Origin of the sequence: Gimesia aquarii, assembly GCF_007748175.1 — a bacterium.
Taxonomy (GTDB): Bacteria; Planctomycetota; Planctomycetia; order Planctomycetales; family Planctomycetaceae; genus Gimesia; species Gimesia aquarii_A.
Map to the genome: position 1 here is coordinate 4,495,508 of NZ_CP037422.1, position 24,688 is coordinate 4,520,195.

Below are 24,688 nucleotides of genomic sequence, written 5' to 3' on the forward strand. Positions count from 1 at the left end.
CCTTTACTTTAAGGATTCACTTTAGTCAGGAGTCTCTGTTTACGAGTTGGTAACTTGACTAATGTGTCAAGTGGCAGATTCTTCTCGACGAGTTCCACTCCGCAAATCAGGGGTTTCCCCTTGGTTGCTGTGAAGGCTAAGTTCAACGTGCCAGCAAGGGGAGTTTGAGAGAACTCGCGAACATGAATATGGTGTCCGGCTTGTGTTTCCTGGTAGATATCTAAATCTTTAATCAGTGGCTTCCCATTTAGGGAAACGCTGAAGATGCGTTGTTCTGTTGTGGAGAATTCAGGCTCTACAAAATAGAGACGTAATGTATAATTTGAGCGTTTTAAGTTTTTCAGGGTGATGCTCTTAACTCCACTGATTCCAGATGCGCCCACCCAGGGCCAGCCGCGCCCACCTTCTACCCAGAGTGAATGCTGATAGAAGGGGGTAACATTCTTCGGTTCTATTGTAAGATCAAGTTCGGGAGAAGGGCCTCCTACACTGGGGGCGTCAAGCCAAAGAGTTCCCCGATCTGTTTTTCGATCGCCGGGAGCACCAAAATTTAAACCCACTCGGCGAATTTCTTTTGCCTCACTTTTGCCCCAAACCATCCATTGTTCATACACTTCGGGCATCGAAATTAAAGAAAGACCAACTGGTAATGGATAACTGCAGGTACATCCCTGAAAATAATAAGGTACGTTCAACAATCCGTTGGCAGGAACAATGCTGTTCGTGCAGCCGGAACGGGGGCCGCTGATGTGTATGGTACCACTTTCTACACGCTTGTCATAAAAGGCGGCTGTCCCGGATCGCATGGTATAGAGATAACTATAATCAACACCTCCATCACAGCCGTAGCTTTTGGGAAACGCACGCGGTTCTGACTGACCGGTTAAAGGGTTCGTACGTTCGCCGATTACCGGAGGTGCAGGGCTCCAGTCATTTTTCTGGTAAGGCGGTCGGTACTGACTGGGTTGTTTTTGCGTTTGATCCCGTGTTGGCAATTCCTTAACGAGTGTTTTCGCCTGTTTTTCGTTGAGTGTCCTACCAGTATAAACATCAGAATATTGAGGTTTAAGTAATTTATAAGGTGGACGAATTCCAGCAGGATAACCTTGCCAGTACTTAGAGTGTGAGATCATCACACCGTCAACAAACATAGGTTGGGGGGCTCGTTTGAAATTTCCGACGCTGTCGTCATACCAGAGCACACCTACAGGTGCTTTCACTAATTCATCTGGACTCGACCAGCCTCCGGTATAATTCGTTGAACCGGGAATCGCACCTGCTTTTTCGATGACCGTGTATCCGCTGTGTCGTGAAATTTGTGCCTGGGACAAGTCTCGAAATTCCTCTTTTAATTTAGAATGAGTCTCTTCCGTGCAATTTAACAGGAGACTGCCTCCATAAGGTCTAAGAGAGGGATACAAATTTGTTACCAGTTGTAAAAATGATTCAAAGCCTGAGTGCTGAGGCTCCTGAGCAATGATCAGCTGCGCAAAGTAAGCTGGCATCTCAAAGTCTGACAGCGGTCCTTCGATAAAAGAAATTTCAGAGGCGGTCCAACCTTGATTATAGTACGTATGTCGGAGTGTTTTGGCCTGATCCAGGTCAGATTCCAAGGCAACAATGTAAAGAGATTTGTCTGTAAGTAACCCTTCAATCAGCTTTGTGTCAGGTATCCCTGCCAGCAACACGTTTCCCCCTCCAGCAACTCGTTTAGAAATGACGGATGGCAATTGGGAACCTGTTGCTTGAGGTTGTGTCGTTTCTTGACGATTCAAAGCGGGGGAGACATGCTTTTGCGTTGATACTTTTTCAGAACCTAAGCAGTAGATACTCCCTTCAAGCGTGGTAATCAATAATCGGTTGGACGCTACCAGCATTGAATGAATTGTTCCTGTCACTCCCGGATATTGTTTTTGATAGGTAAGTTGTTTTTCTCCTGCTTGAATCTGCTGACGTATCCCACGTTTTCCGTCCGGGCCATAGTTTTGCCCGTTTTCATGTCGCGCGGAATTAACGTCTCGATCAAATAACAGATCTGATTTTGGGGCTTCGGTTTCACCACGCCGCGCCGCCTTACCTGCTGCCGTGAACCAGCCTCCTGGTTTACGCCCCGCTTTAGGGAGTTGGAATTCAATGAGTTCTCCGGTTTGTTTATTGAGGCGAGCTGGGAATGCAGTGCCACAGGGAACGATCAATTCGTCGCCTGTAATGAGCAAGTATCCCTGCGGAGTCACTCCACCAAAGGCTTCTGCTGCGTGAGGATGTTGTCCATAAATGTATCCCAGTCGATCATTGATCCAACGGCGCTCCCCAGTCTCTGCATTCAATGCATAAATAAATATGCCTTCAAACGGCCAGACACCGGCTGCGAAATAAATGGTGTCTTCATCAACCACTGGTCCACCTCGTACAGGCCAGACTGAGATGAGTCTACGATTACCCAGAATCAGACGGCTGGAAGGAACCGCTTGAAATTTCCACTGTAGCGCGCCAGTTTGAGCAGCCAGTGAATAAAGATAGCCATCATCTGAGCCAAATAGTACAGAGTCTTTCCAAGCTACAGGAGCCAGGCGAACAGGACCGTTAGTATAAAATCGCCAGAGTTCTTTGCCTGTTTTGACATCGAGGGCAGTGACTGAATTTGTATCGGATGAACCATAAAAGAGGATTCCATTTTTAACGATGGGTTCATATCCGGCATCAAATTGTAGACGAGCATTTTTGAACGCGGGGTCTAGTTGCGGTAAATGATGTACCCAATGGACGTGTAGCGTATCCGGAATCGTTTGCTCTGTTTTTGCAGAACGTTGCGCATTCAAACGCCACATGGGCCAGTCGCTGGCTTGAGTCGGTCCAAGAAGCGTATGAAGAAATAACAGCGTAAAGATCATTTGGTATGAAAAGATATTTGGCATCAGCCGAACCTTTTTGGAAGGTATGATGATTTCGGTAAGGTGAGGGGGGGAATCGTTCTCTCTACCAAATTAACAAGAGTAGAGACGTCATTCAACTCTTTGATTCAATACTCTTTTCAGCAGAAGTATTATTTGAGTCAGATCGAACAACTTGCCGACTGGCCCAGATGGCTGCCAGGCAACACAGAATCAGTTCAATGAACCAGAAGAGATGAGGCCAGGGGGCCTTCAGGTTGGCGATGGCAGAAATCCGATGTTTTAAGTAGGATGAGATTTTGAGTAGATCCTTTTCTCTTTTTCTCCGTTCCGTTTTTGCTTCTCGAATCTGTTTTAATACCTGCTCATAGTCTTTTCGTGCTTTAGGATCTTCAGGTGGTTCACTGGTTGCAATCACGCGGTCGATGGCAAACGATGTTTGATCTGCTTTGAACCGTTTTAGTGTCATTTCCCGATAGCGTTGGTGAGATAAGTACAGAACGAGTGATTGACCCAAAATGGTCAAACAAACAATAACGAGAATCAATGTCTTCTTAACAGAGAGTTCAAACTTGATCGCCAAGGTCGTTAAAACACCACCTGAAATTAATCCATAGACTACGGCATAGACGAGTAGTAGTTTGAGGCGTTCAGGGAGATGGACTGCCAACAGAGAGAGGGCCGTTATGAGTACCGTTGCGATAATCAACCATTGAATAAAGCTGGCTTTTTGATTCGGCTGGCGTTGAGGTTCTGTTGACTGATCCGTCATAGTTTCGATTTCATAGCGAGAAATGAGTAGTGGATAAACCACAGGCGGATTGAACACGTTCCAGGACTTCCTTGCCTTTTTCTCTGGCGGTTCTCGCTCCTTCACTGAGAATATCATTGACTGTGTCGGTGTCTGCGGAAAGTTGTTCTCGTCTTTCTCTTGCTTCCCTAAAGTATTCGAGAGCCGCTTCATGAACCGCCTGTTTGGCGTCGCCATAACCCATGCCTCCTGCACGATAGCGGGCTGCCAGCTCTGCCTGCTGACTCTCATTTGCGAACAATTTATAGAGAGCGAATACCGAACAACTGTCTGGGTCTTTGGGATCTTCCAGAGTTGCAGAGTCTGTTTTGATAGACATCACTTTTTTACGTTGTTTTTTAGGGGGCTCAAAAATTTCAATGACATTGCGATAACTTTTTGACATCTTTTCGCCATCGATACCTGGTACTTTTGCTGAAGAATCCAGGACTCTTGATTCTGGAATGGTGATTGTTTCACGAAACAAAGTGTTAAACCTTTGTGCCAGATCTCGTGTCACTTCGACATGTTGGATTTGATCCTGGCCTACGGGGACCAGATCGCTGTCGTACAGTAAAATGTCTGCTGCCATTAAAACTGGATACGTAAATAAACCTGCATCAGCGGCAATGCCTTTCGCTTTTTTATCTTTGTAAGCATGACATTTTTCCAAAAGGCTCATTTGAGTGATTGTCATCAAGATCCATGTTAAACTAGTGACCTCGGGAATATCTGATTGTCGAAACAGTGTGGCCCGTTTGGGATCCAGACCCAGGGCAAGAAGATCAATGGCAGCTTCCTGTGTGTTCTGTCGAAGCTGATCTGCATTTCGAATTGTGGTTAATGCGTGTAAATCTGCGATGAAATAAAAAGCCTGATCATTGTCTTGCAGATCAATGTATTGCTTGATCGCTCCGAAATAATTCCCCCAATGAAAGCGGCCTGTTGGCTGAATTCCCGATAACACACGCATGAGTCAGTTCTCTTTTTCGCTATGTAATCAATTGTTGATTAAAACAGGGTTACTGTAAGAGTAAAACAATTAGCAAGTTGGTTATCTTTCAGGATACACGAGAGATCCTACAAGTTCACTCACTCGTGTGCATTTTTCCTCAAGGACAACTTGTTCCAGCTCTCCAACCAATTGTGTTGCAAGACCTGGGTTATAAAAATTGGCTGTACCAATTTGAACAGCGGAGGCACCTGCGACGATGAACTCCATTACATCGTCAATGTTGGCAATGCCCCCGACACCGATGATCGGAATGTCTAATGCACGAGAAACCTGACAGACAATTCGTAGAGCGACTGGCTTAATGGCAGGACCGCTGAGGCCACCAAACACGCCTCCCAAAATGGGCTTTTTGTGACGCCAGTCGATCGCGGTTCCTTGAACCGTATTGATCAGAGAGACAGCATCAGCACCTCCTGAGGCGGCTGCCTGCGCAATTTCAACGACACTGGTTACATTAGGAGTCAATTTCGCAATGATGGGCAGCTGACAGCTCTCAGTGACCTGTTTGAGCATTTTCTCTGTCAAATCTGGTTGTGTGCCAAAATCAACGCCCCCACTGACATTCGGGCAAGAGATATTTAACTCCAATGCTGCAATCTGATCTTGAAAGGAATTAAGTCGTGCAGCCATCACTGCCATCTCATCAATGGTGCGGCCTGCTATGTTGACGATTAACGAGGTGTCGAGCGAGGCGAGATAGTTGAGATGTTTTTCCAGAAACAGATCGATTCCATCGTTATCTAAACCAATCGAATTTAATAGTCCTGCACTCGTTTCAATGGTCCGTGGTGGAGGGTTTCCAATTCGTGGTTCTGTCGTAATTGTCTTGGGAATAATTCCACCGAGTTGGGAGAAGTCGAGGAATGGTTCCATTTCTCGAGCATAGCCAAATGTACCCGATGCGACCAGAATAGGATTTTTTAGATGCAGGCGGTTCAGAGTAACTGATAATAGATCCGTTTGGGTAGGGGCGTTCATCGGAGTCTCATCCGGTGCAGCCAGAGGCTACATGATCGTTCCTTTTAAGTTGATTACGGGATAAGTGCCCTGCAAACCGCCAAGTACTAAGGCCAGTTATCAAATCATTGCACTGCGTTATTAGACTGTGAAGGGATCGTTAAAGACCCACAGAACACTATCTTAGCGTGCTTAGATAGTGAGAGCCAGTAAGAGCGCTACTGAAAACATAAACCTTAAACGCACAAAAGCTGCCAGAAAAGATTTTTTGGCAGCTCAGCACAATTTACTATTGCGATTTTCAATTTCGTAGGCGAAACCATTGGATGATCGAAAAGCCATGTATGCTTTGACAAACTTAGCTTAAATCACTCCACCATGTGTTCGATATGGTGTGGCTACATCAGGCATATCCAGCCCCCAGATTCGTTCCCAGATTTTGGGGATGTGCCGCATACTTTCTGATTGAAAGATTAATTGGCGAGCACGATCATCTCTGGATGAAGAGTAGATAGGAACTACACATCCGACCTGAGTGAAGGACATTGCGACTAACATGCTGGCCAATAAAAACTTACGCATTTTTTTCTCCATGATATGGTTGTTCCATATATGCTGGTGTGAATCCCAGGCAGAGATCCCTTAATTCAAACCATTGAATAGAAGGCATCAAACCAATATCGAAGGTGTTAAAGTGCTGAAATGTAATAAGGAGGAGTTTGAAGAGGTGGGATTATAAATGCCACATTTAATCTTCTCTAGGTCGTTTTATCGACAATCAGGCCAGGAGACTTTGGTAAAAAATGCGGATTATTCCAATTATTGTGGTGAATCTACTTATCAGGCCTATTTAACAGGATTTACGGACAATAAACGGTGAAATTACGGTCCATTTGTTAATTATATTGAGAGAGTTTTCTCTAATTGACAACTCATAAAAAAACCGGTCTGTTTTCGTACATTCAAAACAGACCGGTCATGAGAAAGTTCATACCAGTTCTTTCAACATTAAACTCTTTAGAAAACAGACTTAAGGAGTATGTTGAGTTCCCGACGCATAAGAACCGTTATTGTAGGTACCTACTTGTGGAGAACCTGGAGACTGTTGAGCCGCCGGTGGTGATTGTTGCGGTTGAGATGTCGCCGCAGGATTCCCCACCTGAGGTTGCGAAGCAGCGGCTTTCAGTCTGGCTGCTTCTTCTTCCAGATCACGTACTCGTTTTTCCATTTCCTTTCCAGGTTTAAACGTTACGACATATTTCTCTTCTACGTCGACACGTTCTCCTGTCCGTGGATTTCTTGCCTTACGCGCAGCCCGCTTTTTGACTTCAAATACGCCAAAATTGCGGAGTTCAATGCGCTTGTCGGTCACAAGTGTGTCGACAATGGCGTCAAACGTTTTTTGCACAATCTCTTTGGTTTTGAGTTGCGTCAGACCAATCTCTTCCGAAATCACTTTGACAATCTCTTTTTTCGTCACGACTGGGTTCTCCCAATTCTGAGAAGCCGTCGGACAGCTACGCCCTTCCATTGGGCAATTCAGAGCCGTCTCAACTGTAATGGGTTACACGACTTAGTGTCACGATAGATTATTTCCCACAATTGAACAGTAAGTCAAGACCGATCTTTGGCTGGCAACAACAATCAGAGGGTTCTTAGACAGTTTTTCACTAGTGGAAAGTAATTTTTGTGATTCCCAGTCTGAGATGCTCTACTTCATTTAAAATTAAAACGAATTCTTGTAAGTCATTTTAAATAAAGGGAATAAGAGAATGATTTTCTATGAACAAAAGCTCTATAAGTAAATGATTGCACCTTCGTTTACACTGAATTCAGCTCACAAAGATTTTTTTTACAAACTTCAAACGAAATTGGTAAAAAGGGATGTGGAGAGCCACTTTAGTACGATTTCAGCGTTACAAAGTCTTTAAAGATAGATACTTAATTAACGGAAATTATTTGTCGCTCATTCGTGACTTATGGTGAATTAACTTATTCGACAGTCCGTAACGTGTTTTCAGAACATGGTGAAATCTGATTTGACTTAAGCACACGTAAGCTAAAGATTAGCTTCGTCTGAGATGCATGAGTGAAAAATAATTCAAAGTTCATAAGTCACTTTGTGCTGCACGTTTTTGAATTTCATCAAAGCTTATGAAAGCTCCTTTACCTGCACCAGGGCATTCTGGTGTAAGTGATTTCCAGCTCTCTTCACTTTCAAGATTTGATTTCCAGAAAGGCCAGGTGCGACATTGTGTGGGACGTGCTTCATAAACAGTACAGCATCTCTTTTCTGGATCAAAGAATGTACAATCACCATTCGCATATTCTGTTAATGATCGCCTCCCTGCGTAAAGTCGTGTGTGCATTAACAATACTTCGCCTTTGGATTTACCCGTTAGTTCTGCAATGGCTTCAATTTCTGAGTCTTCTACCCAAACAACTCCAGGGGCACCGGTGCAACAATTACCACATTGCGTACATGTAAAATTCAGACCTTCTCGATACCAGGGAGTTTGTTCAGAATGCTGATCACTCATTTTCCAATTCGCTTTTCTGTGTTGTGTTAAACTGTGGTTTTAGATCTCTTTTTGTAAGATACTTGTGGGTATATGTCAAATATTAGCAAAGAAACAAAGGTCGGTGGAATGATTCTCTGTGGTGGTGAAAGTTCCCGCATGGATTATCCCAAAGCGTGGCTTCCTATGGGAAATGAGTTGATGTTACAAAGAGTGGTCAGGGTCGTTTCTGATACTGTCTCGCCAGTAATTGTTGTTGCCTCGCAGAAACAGAAATTACCTGAGTTGCCAGAATCGGTCACTGTTATTTTTGATAAAGAAACCGGAGCAGGCCCCCTACCTGCGATTGCACACGGATTGGCTACATTGAAAGATCGGTGTGATGCCGCTTTTGTATCAGGTTGTGATACACCGTTGATTGATGTTAAGTTCATCACAAAGATCATTTCTGCCTTGGGTGAGAATCAACTGGTTATGGTTCAGGAAGGGAAATGGTATCATCCGCTGGCTGCCGTTTATCGGACATCATTGATTGAGCAGATCTATCATTTATTGAACTCAAACCAGCGACGGCCCATTGATTTGGCTGAGAGCGCGAAAGCATGTTTTCTCAAAGCAGATGTGCTGCGCGAAATTGATCCTGAGCTACGAGGATTACAGAATATTAATACACGTGAGCAGTACTTCGAACTTCTAAGGGAAACTGGATTAGCTAACTCAACGAAAATACCCTTTTAGGTTAGATCTTTTGGTTGGTCATGAGAATTAAACTAATCGATTATTGAGGGTAGGAACCACGGTTAGCACGAATGACCGCCATCTCCCAGCGTGCCACATCCTCCGGAGTCAATTCATATACGTTGATCGAATATCCCAGTTGTGCTTTGGGTTTGAAAAATCGAAAATACCCTAACATATCAAGGCCAATATTATGACGGCTGCCATCTGGTTTTCTGGCAGAGTAGGGCCGACCCTGTATGAGACTTGCGCTAATGGCATAAAGCCCGGGGGCTGGTCGTAATTCAGGAGGTAAATGATAATTGATATCCTGAGATGATGGGGGAACGGTTCCAAAATAGGCTAACCCGATGTCATAGAGCGCATTGTTATCAACATATTGTTTCAGAAGGTATAGATCTTGTCCCCAATCGAGGTTGGAATCGATTAAGTGTTGGGCACCGTTTTCAGGGCCGCCTGATAGTTCATTAAAATAGGCTAAATGATCGGGGGCATAGCGCAATGATAATGGTAATGGGATGACTGCGACTATTACCAGGTAAGAATATAGCTTGTGCTTATGGAAATCCAAATGCCTGGCCAATGGACAAATAAAGAGAAATAGAAACGGGAAAACGGGAAGGATGTAACGTAAGCCCAGTTGATTTTTAGAAAAACTGGCTATGAGTGTCAATAAAATCACAGGTGTGAATAGCATTCCGAGAGTTCTGAGAGACATATCGTCGTTATGGTTTCGTTGTTTGAACCATTGATAAACGGCCAATAGTAGCAAGAACTGAACGGCATGTGGCAGCTTGTATAATAAGGCGCAGATGTAATAGCTATGAAAACCATCGAGTTTCCATTCTGTATTCAGATAGGTCGGATGTGATTGCTGCATAATAAAACGCTGCAAATCAAAGCCCATTAAGTAATCCCGAGGCAACAGCAAAGGTATTGTTTGAATGAACGGAGGGAGTTGATTTAACGTTTTTAATTCTGAACTCTGAAATTGGTAAGCACTAATTGGCTGGGATGTCCCTTGAAACAAATAGCCGGCGTTTAAAATGAACCAACTGCTTAATATCAATCCTCCCCATTTTGCGAGAATGCTTCTCTTAGAGAGATTGTTCTCTAGCGTCTTATTTTTGTACCTGATGATAAACCACTGCAGTATCAAAATAAGGGGTAAGAGAATGGCCGTAAATTTCGTGATTTGTGCCAAACCAAGAACGGCACCCGTTATGAGCGCCCACTTCCAGGAGACGTTTAATGCAAATTTCCAGCCACAATAAACGGTTGCCAGAAAGAATCCTGTGATTGCGAGATCCTGAGTTCCTAAAGTCGCATTTGCTAAAACATTAGGACTCATTGACCACAGGAACACGGCCAGATAAGCGGCTGAGGGACTATAGAGTTCGCGAGCCCAGATCGCTAATAATACACCTGTCGCGACTGATAATAACAGAATCATGCACCGGCCAAGAAAGTAGTACTGTTGATAATTCTGTGGGTTTGCTTCGAGAAATGCATCACCGTAATCAGCAGGGTCGGAAGAATAAGGAGGCTGGCCACTTTTAGCAGAGGTGAATAAGAGAGGTATCGCCGACCAAGTGCGAATGAATGGGGGATTCAAGCGATCATAGTCAAATTTCCCTGTTTCCCATGAAAGGAAACCAACCGGTAGATGCCAGTACTCATCGTGGGTGACAGTTAATTTATGAGCAGTAAACAGTCCCAGACCGAATTGAATCAACAGCATCGACCCGATGATAGACCAGAATCCTTTACTCGTTTGTAATTGATCCTTCAAATTTGGCATATCAGTCCAGACTTCAGCGCGAAAAAGGTGGGGCTTATTTTAAAATCTCCTTTTGATAATAGCTTGATCGCGAATTACAAGAAAGAGATTCTACTATGGAAGAGTTCAGTCAAGCCGAAAAGGCTGCTTCGCACAAACGAAGATTGTTATTGCTGACCCAACCACGTTTTGAGATCGCGTTTGATTTCCCGCATTATAATTTTTTGTTCGGGAATTGCTTGATAAAAATGTAGTTCTGCCAATTCATATTCGTTGAGGTTGAGATTCTCAGCTGCAATTTCCAGTATTTGATCCGACATTTTTTGAAGGCGATCTTCATTTTGGTCGGGGTTAAAAGAAACCGCTATAGTGATACGTAACGTAGCAGGATTTTCTTGTTTTCCCTTGAGTCGTCCACCTTCGACACGCGGTTTTGAGTTGGGAAATTTTAGATCTAGCGCTTTTTGAGTCCCTGCAAATTTGAACGAGTTCACAGCCTGGAAAACATACAACGATCCTGACATCAACAGTCCGAAAATCAAGAGGCTGAAGACGATTGTCCTGCCTTTGACCAGTCTCGGTTGTTGTGATTCAGGATCGTGAGATGTCATTTCTGACTCATATTGGTAAATGTAAAACGCTCAATTTTACTGCTTAGCTGCCGCCTTATTGATTGCTTGTAAATAAGCTTTGGCACTCGATTCGATGATGTCTGTGCTCACACCGCGGCCTGTATACAGCTTTCCGTTAATCAGAACTTCTACTCGAACCTCACCTTGCGCGTCTTTTCCGCTGGAAACGCTTCCCACATGGTATTGTTCCAATACACCTGAGGTTCCTGAAATTCGTTCCAGTGCACGGAAAACCGCATCAACAGGGCCATCACCGGTTGCGGCATCACAGTGGATCTTTTCATTCTCATCGCTCAGTTCTATTGTCGCCGTAGCGATTGTGCCTGTTCCTGCAGAAGTGTGAAACCGCGCGATTTTCCATTTTTCAGGCGTATCAGTTACCTGGTTCTCAATCAAGGCAATGATGTCGGAATCATAGATCTCTTTTTTCTTGTCAGCCAGCGCGATAAATTCATCAAAGATTCGCTGGAATGTTTCATCATCGAGGTTGTGTCCTAATGACTGGATACGGTCACGAAATGCATGTCGTCCGCTGTGTTTCCCCAGCACAAGGTTAGTACCGATGTAGCCGACATCTTCCGGATGCATGATTTCGTAAGTCGTGCGTTCTTGCAACACCCCATGCTGGTGAATGCCTGCTTCATGGGCAAATGCGTTCTTCCCCACAATTGCCTTATTGCGTTGCACGGTCATTCCAGTCACGGTCGAAACGAGGTGGCTAATCGGATACAAGCGCTTTGTATTAATATTTGTATGTAAGCCATAGTAATCAGACCGTGTTTTTAAAGCCATAACGACTTCTTCCAGAGCACAGTTTCCTGCGCGCTCTCCGAGACCGTTGACGGTGCACTCAATCTGTCTTGCTCCAGCTTCGACAGCTGACAAGCTGTTGGCAACAGCCAATCCAAGATCATTATGACAGTGCGTACTGATGATCGCTTTATTAATATTGGGGACGTTTTGCTTGAGCGTTGTGATTACCCCATGGTAGTGTGCAGGGGTCGCATAGCCGACCGTGTCAGGAATATTGACAGTGGTGGCGCCAGCTTCAATTGCCTTTTCAACAACTTCACAGAGGAAGTCTTTTTCAGTGCGGGCGGCATCTTCCGGCGAGAATTCGACATCAGCACAATAATCGCGGGCCCGCTTAACCATTTCCACGGCCGTTTCCACGATTTGTTCCTTATTCATTTTCAATTTATGCTCACGATGGATTGAGCTAGTCGCCAGAAAAACGTGGATCCGAGACTTTTCGGCTTCTTTCAACGATTCCCAGGCACGATCAATGTCATCTTTGCGGCAGCGTGACAGGGCGCAGATTGTTGTCTGGCTCCCAAATTCCTGGGCGATTTTTTGAACCGCTTCGAAATCGCCTGGAGAGGCAATCGGAAAGCCTGCTTCAATGATATCGACGCCCAGCTCCACAAGTTCCCCGGCCACTTTCATCTTTTCAGAGGTTGTCATGCTGCAACCAGGGGACTGTTCACCATCTCGCAAGGTGGTGTCGAAAATCATTACGGTGTCATCGGACATTGGTTTGCTCCATTATTTAGTTCCACTCCCGGTCAGGGGATCTAATGAGAGACCAGAATAGTACCAGCAGGTAAAATAAAAAACCCTGAGGCCAATTCTGGTCTCAGGGTTTTGTTGTTTTTGATTAACAATCGTACAAAAGAACCTAGGACCTGGCTTGGGTAAGCAGGTTTAATAGTAGGCTCAGGCTTAGTAGATTGTGGATTTGCATCAGACTCAATTTACTTTATTTTACATGTATATTAACAGATTCGCTGCCTCTTTATGCAGATAATCTACAGGCTCTTATAACGATGGTCAACCCGTTCTGGGGCGATTTTAGTAAAATGTACGACAGCTACGGTTCATTAAGGTTCGTGAAAATGACTTAATGATCCCTAAAAGGCGATGTTGATTATTTCGCTGCCAAACCTGCTTTTTCCTGTAAAGACTCCTTACCAACTCGGTGGCAGAAATCTCCAAACGATTCACCTGCCTGACGTGCCTCCTTAAAATATTCAAGTACAGGAGAGAGTCGGCTGGTGATTTCACCCAGGGGGACTAAGTCGTCATAGATGAATGCCAGACGGTTCCCCAGAGAATTGCCTCCGAGAAAAAGGGTGTATTTTCCGACCGCTTTCCCAACCAGACCGATATCAGGGATATAAGGGCGAGCACACCCGTTGGGGCAACCAGTCATGTTGACAGAGATCCGCTCATCTTGAAGTCCCTGGCGAGCCAGTTCTTCTTCAAATTCTGTAATCAGTTCCGGCATTACTCGTTCTGATTCTGTTACTGAGAGACCACACATTGGTAAAGCAGGGCAAGCCATTGAGAATCGGCGAATCAGCGTCAATTCATCCGCTTTTTTCATGCCGTGCTCTACAAGTATTTCGTCAATGGCGTCTCGATCAGAAGGATCAATATCGCAGAATATGACACTCTGTTTTGCAGTGATTCGGGCTTCAAATTTGTATGTTTCCAGAATCTTTCGCAGGCCGGTTTTAATTCTGAGGTCACCGGCATCCTTGATACGACCGTTTTCAATATTCACACCCAGGAATAATTTGCCATCTCCCTGTTCGTGCCATCCCATGTGATCATCTATCCCTGTCACTTCAACTGAGCGAGGATCTGTGATCGGGGCACCCAGGTATTCAGCTACTTTTTCCCGAAACTTCTCAATTCCCCAGTTATTCACCAGGTATTTCATACGAGCCTGTTTTCGGTCTTCACGGTTTCCAAAATCACGTTGAACTTTGACAACTGCTTCGGCGACCGCGAGTACCTGATCATTTTCAACGAATCCAAGCGGCTTCGCGAGAGCGGCATAGGTCTTTTTATTACTGGGGGTGACTCCCATACCACCGCCAACGTAGAAGTTGTATCCAATGATTTGATCGTTTTCTACAATTCCTAATAGACCGATGTCTTGAGTATAAATATCAACACAATTGTCTTCAGGGAGTGCAATACCGATCTTGAATTTTCGAGGCAGGTAGACTTTACCATAGATTGGTTCTTCTACGGGTTGGAATTCTGCTTCGTTGGTTTTGTTGCCCTCTTCGTCTGTAATCCATAAGTCAAAATAAGAGGTCGTCTTGGGTTTGAGGTGTTCCGCGATGGCATACGCCATATCCTGCATGGCATCGAAAACCGAATTATTCTTGTAAGGAGCAGGGCAAGCCATGACATTTCGGTTGACATCACCACAGGCAGCCAAAGTGGTCAGCTTGGAAGCATTGATCCCTTTGATGGCTGCTCGAAGGTTACCTTTGATAACCCCATGCAGTTGAAATCCCTGACGTGTTGTTAAGCGAACGGTACCATCTCCATACTGTTCACAAAGATCCAGTTCGGCCAGGAACTGTTCTGCAGTTACTTTCCCACCAGGAACCCGGGTTCGGATCATACAACTATAAGCCTTACCTTTACGCGTTCCATCTGGGTTTTTGGCTTTTCGCAAATCACGATCATCCTGTTGATAGGTTCCGTGATGTTTCAAAATTTGTGTGGAATCACCAGTGAATTGATCACTGTCATTCTGTAATTCTTCTGCAATGGTTCCACGAAGCTGGTGGCTGCCATCTTTCAGAGCTTCCAGTTTGGAAAGCTTAGGGCCTTCTGGAGATGTCATATATTCAATCCTGGTTGATGTGGTCGAAACGGCATTCAGATTCAAACTTCACAGGAAGCGATTCTGAGTGACTGGTTTGGTAGGTCTCACTTGAATTCAATTGGCAATATCGGACGATTCAGATACGATCCATGAATGAAAGCAATGGACCGTTCAGACTTTTCAGGCTATATAATACACCGCTTATTTAAAAGTGGATTGTTCATTTGTATCAGAGAACTCTACGCTTCCATGAAGTATAAACGAGATAGATTATCTTGAATAGTGACTTTTTCTAGGTACCTCACAGCAGAGAAATTGCTGGTTTAGTAATTATCATTTATGAGAAATATCAAAGAGCAATTCATTCTGTTGCTAGCTACAGGGCTGGGAATAGGTTATGCGCCACATGCTCCCGGCACATTTGGCAGTTTGTTAGGCCCTTTGTTAGTTATGGGGATTCTCTATTGGAATCTGGCGTTTCCTGTCTATCTAATACTGACAGTAGTTCTTTTTTTGGTTGGGGTCTATGTTTGTAATCAAGGAGCAAAAATTCTGGGTTTAGACGATCCTGGATGTATTGTTTTCGATGAAATCGCTGCGTTCACTGTAGTGTTGATACCTGTGGTCTATTGGCCCAGCTCTGCGAATTTTCTATGGATTTCAATCATTGCGTTTCTCTGGTTCCGATTGTTTGACATCTGGAAACCTTGGCCGGTTCGTTTTTTTGATCGAATTCATGGTGGTTGGGGAATTATGGCGGATGATTATGTTGCCGCCATTTATGCGGCGATTTGTCTTTACGGCTCATTAATTCTTTTGGGGTGGTTTTAGATTTCTGACCGATTCGTTATCTTGTGGTCAACTTTGAGGGTATCTGAAATTTTTCAAGGAATTGGCAGAGTGTCAGCAGAAATTATTGATGGCAAAAAACTGGCCATAACATTTCGCGAACAGGTGGCTCAAGAAGTAGCCCAGTTCAAAGAGCAGTCTCAAATCGTTCCACATTTGACTGCTATTTTAGTCGGAGAAGATCCAGCCAGTGCCGTTTATGTCAGAAATAAACAGCGTGCCTGCGAGAAAGCAGGAATCCAAAGTACTCTGAAACGATTACCTGCAGAAACGACACAAGATAAGTTGCATAAGCTGGTGCAGGAGTTAAACGCTGATCAAAGTGTGCATGGCATTTTAGTCCAGTTGCCCCTACCAAAGCATATTGATGAAGTGGCGATTCTGGATGTGGTCAACCCCTTAAAAGATGTCGATGCTTTTCATCCGGAAAATGTAGGCCTGATTGTTCAGGGACGTCCTCGATATCTGCCGTGTACTCCGTACGGAATTCAGCAGATGATTCTTTCTACTGAAATGGAGACAGCTGGCAAACATGCCGTGATTTTAGGTCGCAGCGAGATTGTAGGCAAACCAATGGCAATGCTGCTAATTCAGCGTGGTCTCGGGGCAGATGCGACTGTCACGATCTGCCATAGTAGAACTCAAAACTTAAAAGAGATTGTACAGTCCGCAGATATCATCATCGCAGCCATCGGTAAGCCTGAATTTGTGACTGCCGATATGGTGAAGCCGGGCGCTGTTGTCATTGATGTCGGGATCAATCGTGTTAACGAAAAGCTCGTTGGAGATGTGGCGTTTGATTCGGTCAAAGAGATTGCTTCTGCGATTACACCCGTTCCGGGAGGAGTCGGGCCGATGACGATTGCCATGTTATTGAAAAATACATTAACAGCTGCCCGCATTCTTTAAGAGGTTGATCGACACTAGATTAACCAGGAAATTGAAAGAAGCTGATTTTGATTGACTCGCAAAACGGAAGTAAAAAAACTCTCCCGGTTTTCCAGGAGAGCTTTCTTTGTAATGTGCCATAATTTAAAAATGGCAGAAGCAGATTACTCAGGCTTCTTTTCGTCTTTTTTACCTTCTTCAGGCTTTGCTTCTTCTGATTTGGCAGCTTCTTCAGGCTTAGGTTCGTCTTTCTTTTCACCTTCAGCCGGTTTTTCACCTTCAGCTGGTTTTTCACCTTCGGCTGGCATTTCACCTTCAGCTGGTGGGTCACCTGCAGGAACTTCAGATGGTGCTGGCTCAGTAGTTGTTTCAGTTTTTGTGCAACCAGCAAAGAATAATGTGATTCCCAGTAACATTGCCAATGTCGACAGTAATTTCATCTCTGTTCTCCGTTTCTTAATTGAATATCTGATTTGTAAGAATGAGAATCTCACAAACCGGGTTTGATTCAGTAATCATTGAAGGAAACCCTGTTTCAGGTCTGTTCTCCATAATCAAACAAGACCCCCCTATACAAATTAAGAGCCTCCTTCTGGGAGATTTATTCCAAAGATTTGGTTAATTTTTCAAAAACCTCAGAAACAGACGATTTGCGACTTAAATTCTACTGAATTTTGGTTGGAAGCAGTCCAGTTATTTCGCAAAATAGATACCCAGATTACTAATGCTTGTTTATTTCGCTATTTTTTCAGTCTTTATTACTTCTTGTTGACTTTCACAAAATCCAGACATATCTTGAAAGAGTAGAGCGGACAAAAGAGTGTTCGAGGAGATTGTGTAAGGAGGCTCCCACTCTAGTTAACCTGCAGCAGTTACATGATTTACTTAGTTAAAAAGTGTATCTGTCTTCCGGGGGCAAAATTATGAGATTGACTGTAACTTTGGCGCTGCTCATCTTTATTACAGGTATCGTTAATGCATTCTGCGAAGACCCTTCTGTAGCTCAATCATCCAGTGATTCGAGTGCCGATCTGAAAGCCATTCAGGCAGCAGGTCAGGCGTTTATCAAAGCTTTCAATCATCGCGATGCCGATGCGATCGCTACTATGTGGGATGAAGATGGTGACTACATTGATGAAACTGGTACGGTTTATTCCGGTCGTGAGGCAATTAAGAGCGAGTTCGAGCGATATTTCCATAACAGTTATGGCCGTAAGGTTCAGGTTCACGCTAAGTCGATTCGCTTTATTCAACCCGATGTGGTTTTGATTGACGGAACCTCTGAAGTTGATCCTCCTCCACCTGGAAAACCAGTCATGGGGCGTTTCTCAGCGATTCGGGTCAAAAAAGATGGTAAGTGGTTACTTACATCAGTTCGAGAGTCAGCAGTAGAAGTGCCATCTAATTATGAGCACTTAAAACATTTGGAATGGATGCTCGGTGAATGGGTTGATAAGGATGAATCATCCAGCATTTATACTTCAGCAATCTGGAGTAAGAATAAAAATTTCATCATCCGTAAATTTAAAGTAAATTTAAACGGTCGCATTGTGCTTTCCGGTTCACAGCGCGTTGGTTGGGATCCGATTCGAAAACAAATCAAAAGTTGGACGTTTGACTCAGATGGAGGCGTTGCGGAAGGTTATTGGTCACAGAAGGGTAACCAATGGATCGTACGTAAAAGCAGCGTTCTTCAAGATGGCAGACACGCCTCTGCAACAAATATTTATACCATCATTAATGATGATAGTTTTCTTTGGGAATCCAAAAACAGAATTGTGGGTCAGGAACATGAACCTGATATCGAGCAGGTGAAAGTCGTTCGTCTACCTCCTGCGATTGCTCCATAATAAATAGCTCAAAAATAGATCTTCTCTTATCACGATCGAATAGGTTGAATTGATGAAACAGATTAGTGCGTTGGCTTTGGCCGCTCTGGTGATGTTATTTGTTTGCGAGCTAGATTGTTTTGCCCAACGAGGCGGACGAGGCGGTGGCGGACGTGGAGGCAGTCGAGGAGGCATGTCTCGAGGTGGTGCGCGATCACGGCCAGTTCCTTCGCGACCATCGCGTAGTCCTTCGATGAGCCGACCCAGTAGGACACCCTCACGCAGCCGTCCCAGTATGCCATCACGGCCTTCTCCATCAACTCGACCTTCAGCACGACCATCAAGACCTTCACAACCGGGAAAGACACTCGATTTTTCGAATCGGCGTCCCAGTACTTCTAGGCCGAGTACACGACCTTCAACACGTCCCGGATCGGGCTCTAGTAATCCGGGATTACGACCCGGGAGCGGAACACGACCTGGGGGAATTCCTGGAACTAGTAGACCTGGTTCAAAACCGGGAAGTGGAAACCCAGGCCTGAGACCGGGAACTGGAACACGACCGGGTGGGACTCCCGGCACACGTCCTGGCACAAAACCTGGAGGTGGAAAACCGGGACTGACCCCTGGTGGAAATCGTCCTGGGGGGAACAGGCCAGGAACGCGACCTGGAAACGGAAACAGACCAGGTACAGGAAAACCCGGATTGAAACCAGGCGGAGGCAAACCAGGAAAACCAGGGGCAGGTAGACCGCCGGGGAATCGACCACCAGGAAACAGACCTCCTGGCAATCGTCCTCCGGGGAACCGACCCGGTTATGGAAATAGACCGTATTATCCTCCCGGATACTGGCACGGATACCGTCCTGGCTATCGATATCGACCATACTATCACTATTACAGATATGGTTATCGACCCTGGGCATGGGCCACTTTTGGAGGCGTCGCAGCCTGGATCGGTTATAGCGCGGTGACAACACCTGTCGTCTATAACTACACAGTCAGTGATGGTTATGTCTATAACGATGGCGTTCAAGTCGCTCCTGTCGAAGAGTATGAAGCACAAGCAAATCAGATTGCAGAGAGTGTGCCACCACCTGATGAGGCAGATGAGTGGATGTCAGTCGGCGTCTTTGCCATCCTTCCGGAAGGTATAGAGGAAGTGGATGTGACCGTTCAATTGGCTGTCGGGAAAAATGGCGCCGTCGCGGGTACCTACTATAAAAAAGAGGGCGATATCACCTTGCCTTTGCAGGGAGCCATCGATGAAAAGAATCAGCGTGTTGCCTGGAAGGTTGGCGAAGAAGATGCCATTACCATGGAAACTGGCTTGGACAGTCTTACGAAAGATCAGTCAAAAGTCATTATCTATTTCAGTGAAGGTGTTTCTGAAACCTGGAATATGCAGCGGATTGATCAGGAGACAGCCAAACTGGCACAACAGGAAATTCAGAATGACACTCTCAAAAATGAACTGGTTTCCGCCTACACGGAATTGGAAAAAACACTGGATGACTCCTGGAAGTCCTATCTGGCGCTGCCCGAGAGCGTATATTCAACGACTGCAGTTCCAACTCAAGCGGAATTGGAAACAGTTATCAAGCACTATCAACAGATCCAGACAGATTCCAAATATCAGGTTCTAACTAAGAAACCTGAATTCCAAAAGACCTATAAGTTGCTCAATGATTATCTGAAAGACCTGCAGCAGCAACCAGATGTACCAGCACCGCCACCGGCGACGAACTCATAAGAATTCAAAAGTTCCGACCGGGAATGCAGTTCATCTTGAGCATCTCATAAAATGATTCAAAAACTAAAAAGAACGCTCTGGAAACAGGGCGTTTTTTTACGAATTGACTCGATTGCCGCATTCAAAAAACTGTGTGACTGGTATCACGAATGAGATCGTTTTCATGGAATCCAACTGCGTCTGTGAAATAAAAGTACGATCTAAAACGCTGATTTTCATTGTTCACGAGCTAAACATCTTGCACATCATCCACTTGAGCAGCACTTGATTACGGTATCCAGGAACTCGCTAGATTCAAACTCCTTTTAGGTGATAAGTCATTTCAAGGTGAGAAATTGTTCTCCATGTTCAGCATACATTTTCCACTTGACACCGCTGCGCCCCTGACGAAATTACTCACTTCTGCGTCGCGCGCGCGAGTGAAAAAATTCGGGATGCTGAAAATTTCTGCTCCTGTAGATGCCATCACTATAAAACCCCCTCGTTTGAGCAGGCTTTCAAAAATCATCAGCAAAACCGGTTCCCAATTTTCACTGCTGTTTGTTCCCAATCTGACCCTGCCAGAGCATAAATCACCGATCCACTGGTCACGAAAGTACCAACCCTGAGACATTAAGGCGCATAAGTCAAACTTGACCAACCTACGCCATTCGCCATGATAGACGCAACTCAAACCACAAACCTTCTTCCAACCGTAAAGCAAATGTAACACACGAAAAGCCAGACAACACATCACAAGACTCCCTTCCACAAGTACCACAGTGCGAAGAGAACAAACTATCCCCCCCATGCAGGCAATACAAAGCCTGCCTGAAACGATTCTATCTGATATTCCTGATAACGCGGAGATGAAAATATATCAGGTGTTGTAAGAGCAGTGGAGTAATGGCAGGGCGGTCTGACTTGATGTTATCTGGGGGCTGAGTTCAGCTATTGTAAAAAGTAGAATTCATGTATTATTCATTTGAGCAAACAACTATAATGTCATTTACATCAATTCACTGCCTACGCGTTAGCCCAAAAAAGAGAGGCCTACAGGTTAGAGGCAGAAACCATCTGTAACCAAGTTGTATCGTTGTCCGATAACTAAACTGGAAACGGGAGAAGAACATGAAATGGGTGTCTTGCATATCGACGGTTTTGCTCAGTATCTGTGTTTTTATGTTCTCTACCAGCCCGAGTTTTGGGATGATCAACGTCGGAGTGCTCACGAAGGAAGCTGCTAAAGAAAAATATGGTATCACCATGCATGCTCGCGAGAATGGTGATGCAGGCATCAAAGTGTGGCTCGAATTTAAGAAAGAAGGATTGCTGAAAAAGTTTACCTATGCAGAACTCCGGATGGATGATCATCAAGGAAACTATTTAGTCTCCGCTAAGCTACAACCCAATCCCGTCCATCATCGTCAATCTAAAGGCATCACCACCGTTGCCTTTTCCGTTGATGCTGATCAACTTGCCCAGTGCAGCTTCTTCGTGGTTTGCTATACCAGTAGTAGAGGAGGCGTCGGATACTATTTGAAGGCCAAGGATTTTCTCGATCTAACGAACCCAGTCACGAAAAAGTGACTGCGATTGCCAAGCTGACGAACGCTCTGGTCCTCACTGGACTATCAAAACATTACCCGGATATTTTTTATGCGCCACTTGGCCTAATCTCCCAAATGAACCGGGAATCTGTGATTTCCCGAACATATACCTTCGACTGTTATTCGAGAGGAAGAGGCTCCTTGTTGACTGGCCCTATCAATTTGGTACGATTTTCGTACCTTGCAGTAATCCTTATTAAAACCAGGATCAGTTCTTTTGGCATTATATTTTAATACATAGACGATTTTTGCACATTTTGATGCCTTGTAAGTGTCATATAGTAATGGCAAATGAATAATAGGATAGCTGTCTAATGTCCAAAACCTGCGCACTCTTTAACACGACTCAGTTGTTCGACACCGATCCAGATTATGAAAGTGACAATCCAGATAATCCGCCACCTGGTCGGAAGGTCTGCAATTCTCTCATTGAACATCTAAAAAGCCAGGGTGTCAGCGTAGACTTGGACCAAATACCAGAAGATCAATGGGAACATTCAAATTGGTACTTTTGTGGTACATGGCATGATGTTGGATATGAATTCATTGTGCAAACAAACTGTTCATTTGAGCCACCGCTTAGGTGCTATATCGGTATAGCCAAAACAATGGGGATAATTGGGGCATTGTTTGGGAAACGAGAAAAGGCTTGGGATGTTCCAATGGAATTAGTGCAAATGGTAATTAAACATGCTGAAAGCATCAGTGATTCTGGTGAATGCGACGTGATAAACGAAGAGGATGCGGCAGATGCGGTGTGGGCTGACTAAAAGACAGCTAACAAGACGCCGCCATCGCGCCCGTTGGATTTAGATGTTATATTACAGAGGCTCGAAAAGTGAATGCGTCATACGAATTAACTGTCGATGATCTTGTGGCATTCAACCAATTCCACAACGAGCGATCTCCAACTATACGCAGACAAAGGACCAAAAGTCTGGTTATCACGTTTGTCGTGCTGCTTTGCTTGCCGGGATTGATCTTACTCACCACAGACAAGCCTATTCTGGGAATGGCTCTAGATATTTGGCCGCTCATTCTTGGGCCCATTCTGTTTGTAATTCTCGTTTCGCAATCCTTCAAGTGGGGCACGCGCAAACTCATCAAGGATATGGTCATCGAAGGGCAGAACTCCCAATTCTATAGTAATTGCTCCATTTCGTTTGACGACACCGGAATCAGTGAATCAAGCTCGTCTGGTAATACGATTCGAAATTGGTCTGCCGTGCAGCGGATCGTCGTCTCCAACGATCACATATTCGTGTATACTTCAAGCTTAGAGGCATTCATTGTTCCGAAACGTGCTTTTGATACAGATGACAGATTCAATGCGTTTCTGCAGTCAATTGTAGATCAAACCGGTGTCACGGTCGAACGCGCGTAATCCATTCTGCAGTTTGTCAACTCACATATTGAGTGCAACACAATAAACAAATGCATCGGCGATGCCAGCCAGGACGAATTTGAAATCAACGGCACTTGTTTGCTGCTAAGTGATTGCTGTTGTTTCTGAATGACCGGGAAACGATGGGGCGTGTTGAAAAAGTCCACTTTCTGAGAATATGGAGAGAGTGGGTAGCGGTCATTCTTCGGTATGACCACTGCGCAAACAGCAAAAAACAAAACGCCTTCACCAACCGCTTCAGATTCTGAGCGGTTGCAATCAGATAGGCTTGGATTTGTACCTTGACTCGCCCGCGATACCGTGCCCGAGACAAACCGTGATTTTGTTTGGCCTCGGCAAATAACCCTTCGCTCTTCCACATTCGCTCCGACAGCTTCTGGCGAAACACGGGATCGCGCATGCGTGTCAGTACTTCTTCAAAGAGATCCTGATCAGGGCTGCGCAGAACAAAAAGCCGAGGAGAACTGCTGCGTGTTCGCGCTGGACAGGTTGACGCTTGCGGACAAACCTTACAGTCCGATGATGTGATGACGTACCGCTTATAGTTCTTCTCAATGGCAGGATTGGGGTATAGATACTTCCCTGCAGGACACCGAAACCGATCCTGTTACCACCTAGCGGGACACGGTGGAGCCAAAAGGGCAGTACGTGATGTAGCGGTTCAAGTGAAGTCGAGTTCTTTCGTTTTTCGTACGGACGTGAAGAGCTACTATGCCAGCATCGACCACGAAATACTATTCGCGCAGCTCAAGAAACATGTCAGCGATCCGCGACTGCTGGACATTCTTTGGCAGTACATGAAACGGACCATCTATGACGGTGGGCTTTACGAGGATGTCGCTGTCGGGATTCCCCTGGGGTGTCCACTATCGCCACTGATGGCCGCGTTGTACTTAAAGCCGATCGATGATGCGATGGCTGAAACCGGCTTGTTCTATGCCCGTTTCATGGACGACTGGGTGGAGCTGGCTCCGACTCGCTGGAAACTGCGAGCGGTCATAAGAACCGTCAACCAGATTCTTGCAAAGCTGAAGGTCGATCAACACCCGGACAAGACATTCATCGGGCGGATCAGTCGCGGGTTTGATTTTCTAGGATATCGTTTCCAGTCGGACGGACTGATCGGCGTTGCCCGGAAGACGATAATAAGATTCGTTGAACGAGCTACCTGGCTTTATGAGCAAGGTGCGGACTTAGATCGCATCGGGAAATATGTTCGACTGTGGTTGAAGTGGGTTAATAGCGGAATAGATAGCGCATGCATATCCTTAGCGAATGCAATGAATTTGAGTCGCCCGTTTGTCTCGGGTTCCAGCACTCCCCGGGCTGTATGTGGGCTGTTGATTATCCGCCACGAAACTTCATGTTACGATAAATCGTAAATGAAATTCATGGGTCAACGTCTTGTGCATGCGTTGTGAC

23 protein-coding genes and 1 pseudogene are annotated in these 24,688 nt (G+C 45.1%); 10 read left to right on the plus strand and 14 right to left on the minus strand.

Annotated features, from left to right (window positions below):
* Positions 1-8 precede the first annotated feature (8 nt).
* From V202x_RS17100 to V202x_RS17130, 7 genes are all read right to left on the minus strand, one after another.
* Positions 9-2,915: a PQQ-binding-like beta-propeller repeat protein gene (locus tag V202x_RS17100; RefSeq protein ID WP_145177556.1), complete on the minus strand. Its 2,907-nt coding sequence runs from the start codon at positions 2,913-2,915 to the stop codon at positions 9-11.
* 91 nt (positions 2,916-3,006) lie between these two features.
* Entirely contained in the window at positions 3,007-3,720 is a 714-nt protein-coding gene (locus V202x_RS17105) for an MFS transporter (RefSeq protein ID WP_145177559.1), read from the minus strand.
* Positions 3,674-4,654 (minus strand): tryptophan--tRNA ligase, encoded by a 981-nt coding sequence (trpS, locus tag V202x_RS17110; RefSeq protein WP_145177563.1) that lies wholly within the window; start codon positions 4,652-4,654, stop codon positions 3,674-3,676. Before trpS ends, V202x_RS17105 begins: the two co-directional genes overlap by 47 nt.
* A gap of 81 nt (positions 4,655-4,735) precedes the next feature.
* Positions 4,736-5,674, minus strand: coding sequence for a dihydroorotate dehydrogenase (locus V202x_RS17115; RefSeq protein WP_145177565.1), 939 nt, complete (start codon positions 5,672-5,674; stop codon positions 4,736-4,738).
* A 342-nt stretch (positions 5,675-6,016) separates the two neighbouring features.
* Entirely contained in the window at positions 6,017-6,235 is a 219-nt protein-coding gene (locus V202x_RS17120) for a hypothetical protein (RefSeq protein WP_144984989.1), read from the minus strand.
* A 448-nt stretch (positions 6,236-6,683) separates the two neighbouring features.
* On the minus strand, positions 6,684-7,133 hold the full coding sequence (locus V202x_RS17125) for an HU family DNA-binding protein (protein WP_144984992.1): 450 nt from the start codon (positions 7,131-7,133) through the stop codon (positions 6,684-6,686).
* Between the two features lie 628 nt (positions 7,134-7,761).
* Positions 7,762-8,193 (minus strand): YkgJ family cysteine cluster protein, encoded by a 432-nt coding sequence (locus V202x_RS17130; protein ID WP_145177568.1) that lies wholly within the window; start codon positions 8,191-8,193, stop codon positions 7,762-7,764.
* A 72-nt stretch (positions 8,194-8,265) separates the two neighbouring features.
* Between V202x_RS17130 and V202x_RS17135 the strand changes: the two genes are divergently transcribed.
* Positions 8,266-8,910: a molybdenum cofactor guanylyltransferase gene (locus tag V202x_RS17135; RefSeq protein WP_145177571.1), complete on the plus strand. Its 645-nt coding sequence runs from the start codon at positions 8,266-8,268 to the stop codon at positions 8,908-8,910.
* Positions 8,911-8,950: 40 nt separating this feature from the next.
* Here the strand turns inward: V202x_RS17135 and V202x_RS17140 are convergent, their stop codons facing one another.
* The 4 genes from V202x_RS17140 to V202x_RS17155 all read right to left on the minus strand — a co-directional run bounded on the left by V202x_RS17140 (position 8,951) and on the right by V202x_RS17155 (position 14,971).
* Positions 8,951-10,711: an ArnT family glycosyltransferase gene (locus V202x_RS17140; protein WP_145177574.1), complete on the minus strand. Its 1,761-nt coding sequence runs from the start codon at positions 10,709-10,711 to the stop codon at positions 8,951-8,953.
* A gap of 146 nt (positions 10,712-10,857) precedes the next feature.
* The gene (locus tag V202x_RS17145; RefSeq protein ID WP_145177577.1) at positions 10,858-11,301 is read right to left on the minus strand and encodes a hypothetical protein; all 444 of its coding nucleotides are present in this window, start codon (positions 11,299-11,301) and stop codon (positions 10,858-10,860) included.
* A 36-nt stretch (positions 11,302-11,337) separates the two neighbouring features.
* Positions 11,338-12,855: a 2-isopropylmalate synthase gene (locus V202x_RS17150; protein ID WP_145177580.1), complete on the minus strand. Its 1,518-nt coding sequence runs from the start codon at positions 12,853-12,855 to the stop codon at positions 11,338-11,340.
* A 394-nt stretch (positions 12,856-13,249) separates the two neighbouring features.
* Entirely contained in the window at positions 13,250-14,971 is a 1,722-nt protein-coding gene (locus V202x_RS17155) for an NADPH-dependent assimilatory sulfite reductase hemoprotein subunit (protein WP_145177583.1), read from the minus strand.
* A gap of 321 nt (positions 14,972-15,292) precedes the next feature.
* On the opposite strand from V202x_RS17155, the gene V202x_RS17160 reads away from it, so the two are divergent.
* Together V202x_RS17160 and folD are read left to right on the plus strand one after the other, a co-directional pair.
* Complete coding sequence (locus V202x_RS17160; RefSeq protein WP_145177586.1) at positions 15,293-15,784, plus strand: phosphatidylglycerophosphatase A; 492 nt, start codon at positions 15,293-15,295, stop codon at positions 15,782-15,784.
* A 69-nt stretch (positions 15,785-15,853) separates the two neighbouring features.
* Positions 15,854-16,711 (plus strand): bifunctional methylenetetrahydrofolate dehydrogenase/methenyltetrahydrofolate cyclohydrolase FolD, encoded by an 858-nt coding sequence (gene folD, locus V202x_RS17165; protein ID WP_145177589.1) that lies wholly within the window; start codon positions 15,854-15,856, stop codon positions 16,709-16,711.
* A gap of 143 nt (positions 16,712-16,854) precedes the next feature.
* Here folD and V202x_RS17170 read toward each other — a convergent pair whose 3' ends face one another.
* Entirely contained in the window at positions 16,855-17,130 is a 276-nt protein-coding gene (locus tag V202x_RS17170) for a hypothetical protein (RefSeq protein WP_145177592.1), read from the minus strand.
* A gap of 483 nt (positions 17,131-17,613) precedes the next feature.
* On the opposite strand from V202x_RS17170, the gene V202x_RS17175 reads away from it, so the two are divergent.
* Complete coding sequence (locus tag V202x_RS17175; RefSeq protein ID WP_145177595.1) at positions 17,614-18,540, plus strand: YybH family protein; 927 nt, start codon at positions 17,614-17,616, stop codon at positions 18,538-18,540.
* On the opposite strand, the gene V202x_RS28060 is transcribed toward V202x_RS17175, so the two are convergent.
* Positions 18,517-19,245 carry a hypothetical protein gene (locus V202x_RS28060; RefSeq protein WP_145177598.1) on the minus strand — a complete coding sequence of 243 codons (729 nt, stop codon included), beginning with the start codon at positions 19,243-19,245 and terminating at the stop codon, positions 18,517-18,519. The genes V202x_RS17175 and V202x_RS28060 overlap by 24 nt on opposite strands.
* Here V202x_RS28060 and V202x_RS17185 point away from each other — a divergent pair.
* The 5 genes from V202x_RS17185 (at position 19,226) to V202x_RS17205 (ending at position 23,245) form a co-directional block, all read left to right on the plus strand.
* Entirely contained in the window at positions 19,226-20,272 is a 1,047-nt protein-coding gene (locus V202x_RS17185; protein WP_145177601.1) for a hypothetical protein, read from the plus strand. The two genes, V202x_RS28060 and V202x_RS17185, sit on opposite strands and share 20 nt — an antisense overlap.
* A gap of 344 nt (positions 20,273-20,616) precedes the next feature.
* Positions 20,617-20,880: a hypothetical protein gene (locus V202x_RS17190; protein ID WP_145177604.1), complete on the plus strand. Its 264-nt coding sequence runs from the start codon at positions 20,617-20,619 to the stop codon at positions 20,878-20,880.
* A 502-nt stretch (positions 20,881-21,382) separates the two neighbouring features.
* A complete protein-coding gene (locus V202x_RS17195) occupies positions 21,383-21,841 on the plus strand; it encodes a hypothetical protein (protein ID WP_145177607.1) in 459 nt (152 codons plus the stop codon).
* A 334-nt stretch (positions 21,842-22,175) separates the two neighbouring features.
* Positions 22,176-22,631 (plus strand): hypothetical protein, encoded by a 456-nt coding sequence (locus V202x_RS17200; protein WP_145177610.1) that lies wholly within the window; start codon positions 22,176-22,178, stop codon positions 22,629-22,631.
* A 68-nt stretch (positions 22,632-22,699) separates the two neighbouring features.
* The gene (locus V202x_RS17205; RefSeq protein WP_145177613.1) at positions 22,700-23,245 is read left to right on the plus strand and encodes a YcxB family protein; all 546 of its coding nucleotides are present in this window, start codon (positions 22,700-22,702) and stop codon (positions 23,243-23,245) included.
* A gap of 85 nt (positions 23,246-23,330) precedes the next feature.
* Here the strand turns inward: V202x_RS17205 and V202x_RS17210 are convergent.
* Positions 23,331-23,846: pseudogene (locus V202x_RS17210) on the minus strand (transposase); the annotation flags it as partial.
* Here V202x_RS17210 and V202x_RS17215 point away from each other — a divergent pair.
* Positions 23,821-24,648 carry a reverse transcriptase/maturase family protein gene (locus V202x_RS17215; protein WP_145177619.1) on the plus strand — a complete coding sequence of 276 codons (828 nt, stop codon included), beginning with the start codon at positions 23,821-23,823 and terminating at the stop codon, positions 24,646-24,648. The pseudogene V202x_RS17210 and the gene V202x_RS17215 overlap by 26 nt on opposite strands.
* The last annotated feature ends 40 nt before the right edge of the window (positions 24,649-24,688 follow it).

Bases quoted from the DNA above. Each gene is read 5' to 3' on its own strand.
- V202x_RS17100 (WP_145177556.1), bottom strand. From the start codon at position 2,915: ATGCCAAATATCTTTTCATACCAAATGATCTTTACGCTGTTATTTCTT.
- trpS (WP_145177563.1), bottom strand. From the start codon at position 4,654: ATGCGTGTGTTATCGGGAATTCAGCCAACAGGCCGCTTTCATTGGGGG.
- V202x_RS17115 (WP_145177565.1), bottom strand. From the start codon at position 5,674: ATGAACGCCCCTACCCAAACGGATCTATTATCAGTTACTCTGAACCGC.
- V202x_RS17120 (WP_144984989.1), bottom strand. From the start codon at position 6,235: ATGCGTAAGTTTTTATTGGCCAGCATGTTAGTCGCAATGTCCTTCACT.
- V202x_RS17130 (WP_145177568.1), bottom strand. From the start codon at position 8,193: ATGAGTGATCAGCATTCTGAACAAACTCCCTGGTATCGAGAAGGTCTG.
- V202x_RS17135 (WP_145177571.1), top strand. From the start codon at position 8,266: ATGTCAAATATTAGCAAAGAAACAAAGGTCGGTGGAATGATTCTCTGT.
- V202x_RS17140 (WP_145177574.1), bottom strand. From the start codon at position 10,711: ATGCCAAATTTGAAGGATCAATTACAAACGAGTAAAGGATTCTGGTCT.
- V202x_RS17145 (WP_145177577.1), bottom strand. From the start codon at position 11,301: ATGACATCTCACGATCCTGAATCACAACAACCGAGACTGGTCAAAGGC.
- V202x_RS17150 (WP_145177580.1), bottom strand. From the start codon at position 12,855: ATGTCCGATGACACCGTAATGATTTTCGACACCACCTTGCGAGATGGT.
- V202x_RS17155 (WP_145177583.1), bottom strand. From the start codon at position 14,971: ATGACATCTCCAGAAGGCCCTAAGCTTTCCAAACTGGAAGCTCTGAAA.
- V202x_RS17160 (WP_145177586.1), top strand. From the start codon at position 15,293: ATGAGAAATATCAAAGAGCAATTCATTCTGTTGCTAGCTACAGGGCTG.
- V202x_RS17170 (WP_145177592.1), bottom strand. From the start codon at position 17,130: ATGAAATTACTGTCGACATTGGCAATGTTACTGGGAATCACATTATTC.
- V202x_RS17175 (WP_145177595.1), top strand. From the start codon at position 17,614: ATGAGATTGACTGTAACTTTGGCGCTGCTCATCTTTATTACAGGTATC.
- V202x_RS17190 (WP_145177604.1), top strand. From the start codon at position 20,617: ATGTTCAGCATACATTTTCCACTTGACACCGCTGCGCCCCTGACGAAA.
- V202x_RS17195 (WP_145177607.1), top strand. From the start codon at position 21,383: ATGAAATGGGTGTCTTGCATATCGACGGTTTTGCTCAGTATCTGTGTT.
- V202x_RS17200 (WP_145177610.1), top strand. From the start codon at position 22,176: ATGTCCAAAACCTGCGCACTCTTTAACACGACTCAGTTGTTCGACACC.
- V202x_RS17215 (WP_145177619.1), top strand. From the start codon at position 23,821: ATGGCAGGATTGGGGTATAGATACTTCCCTGCAGGACACCGAAACCGA.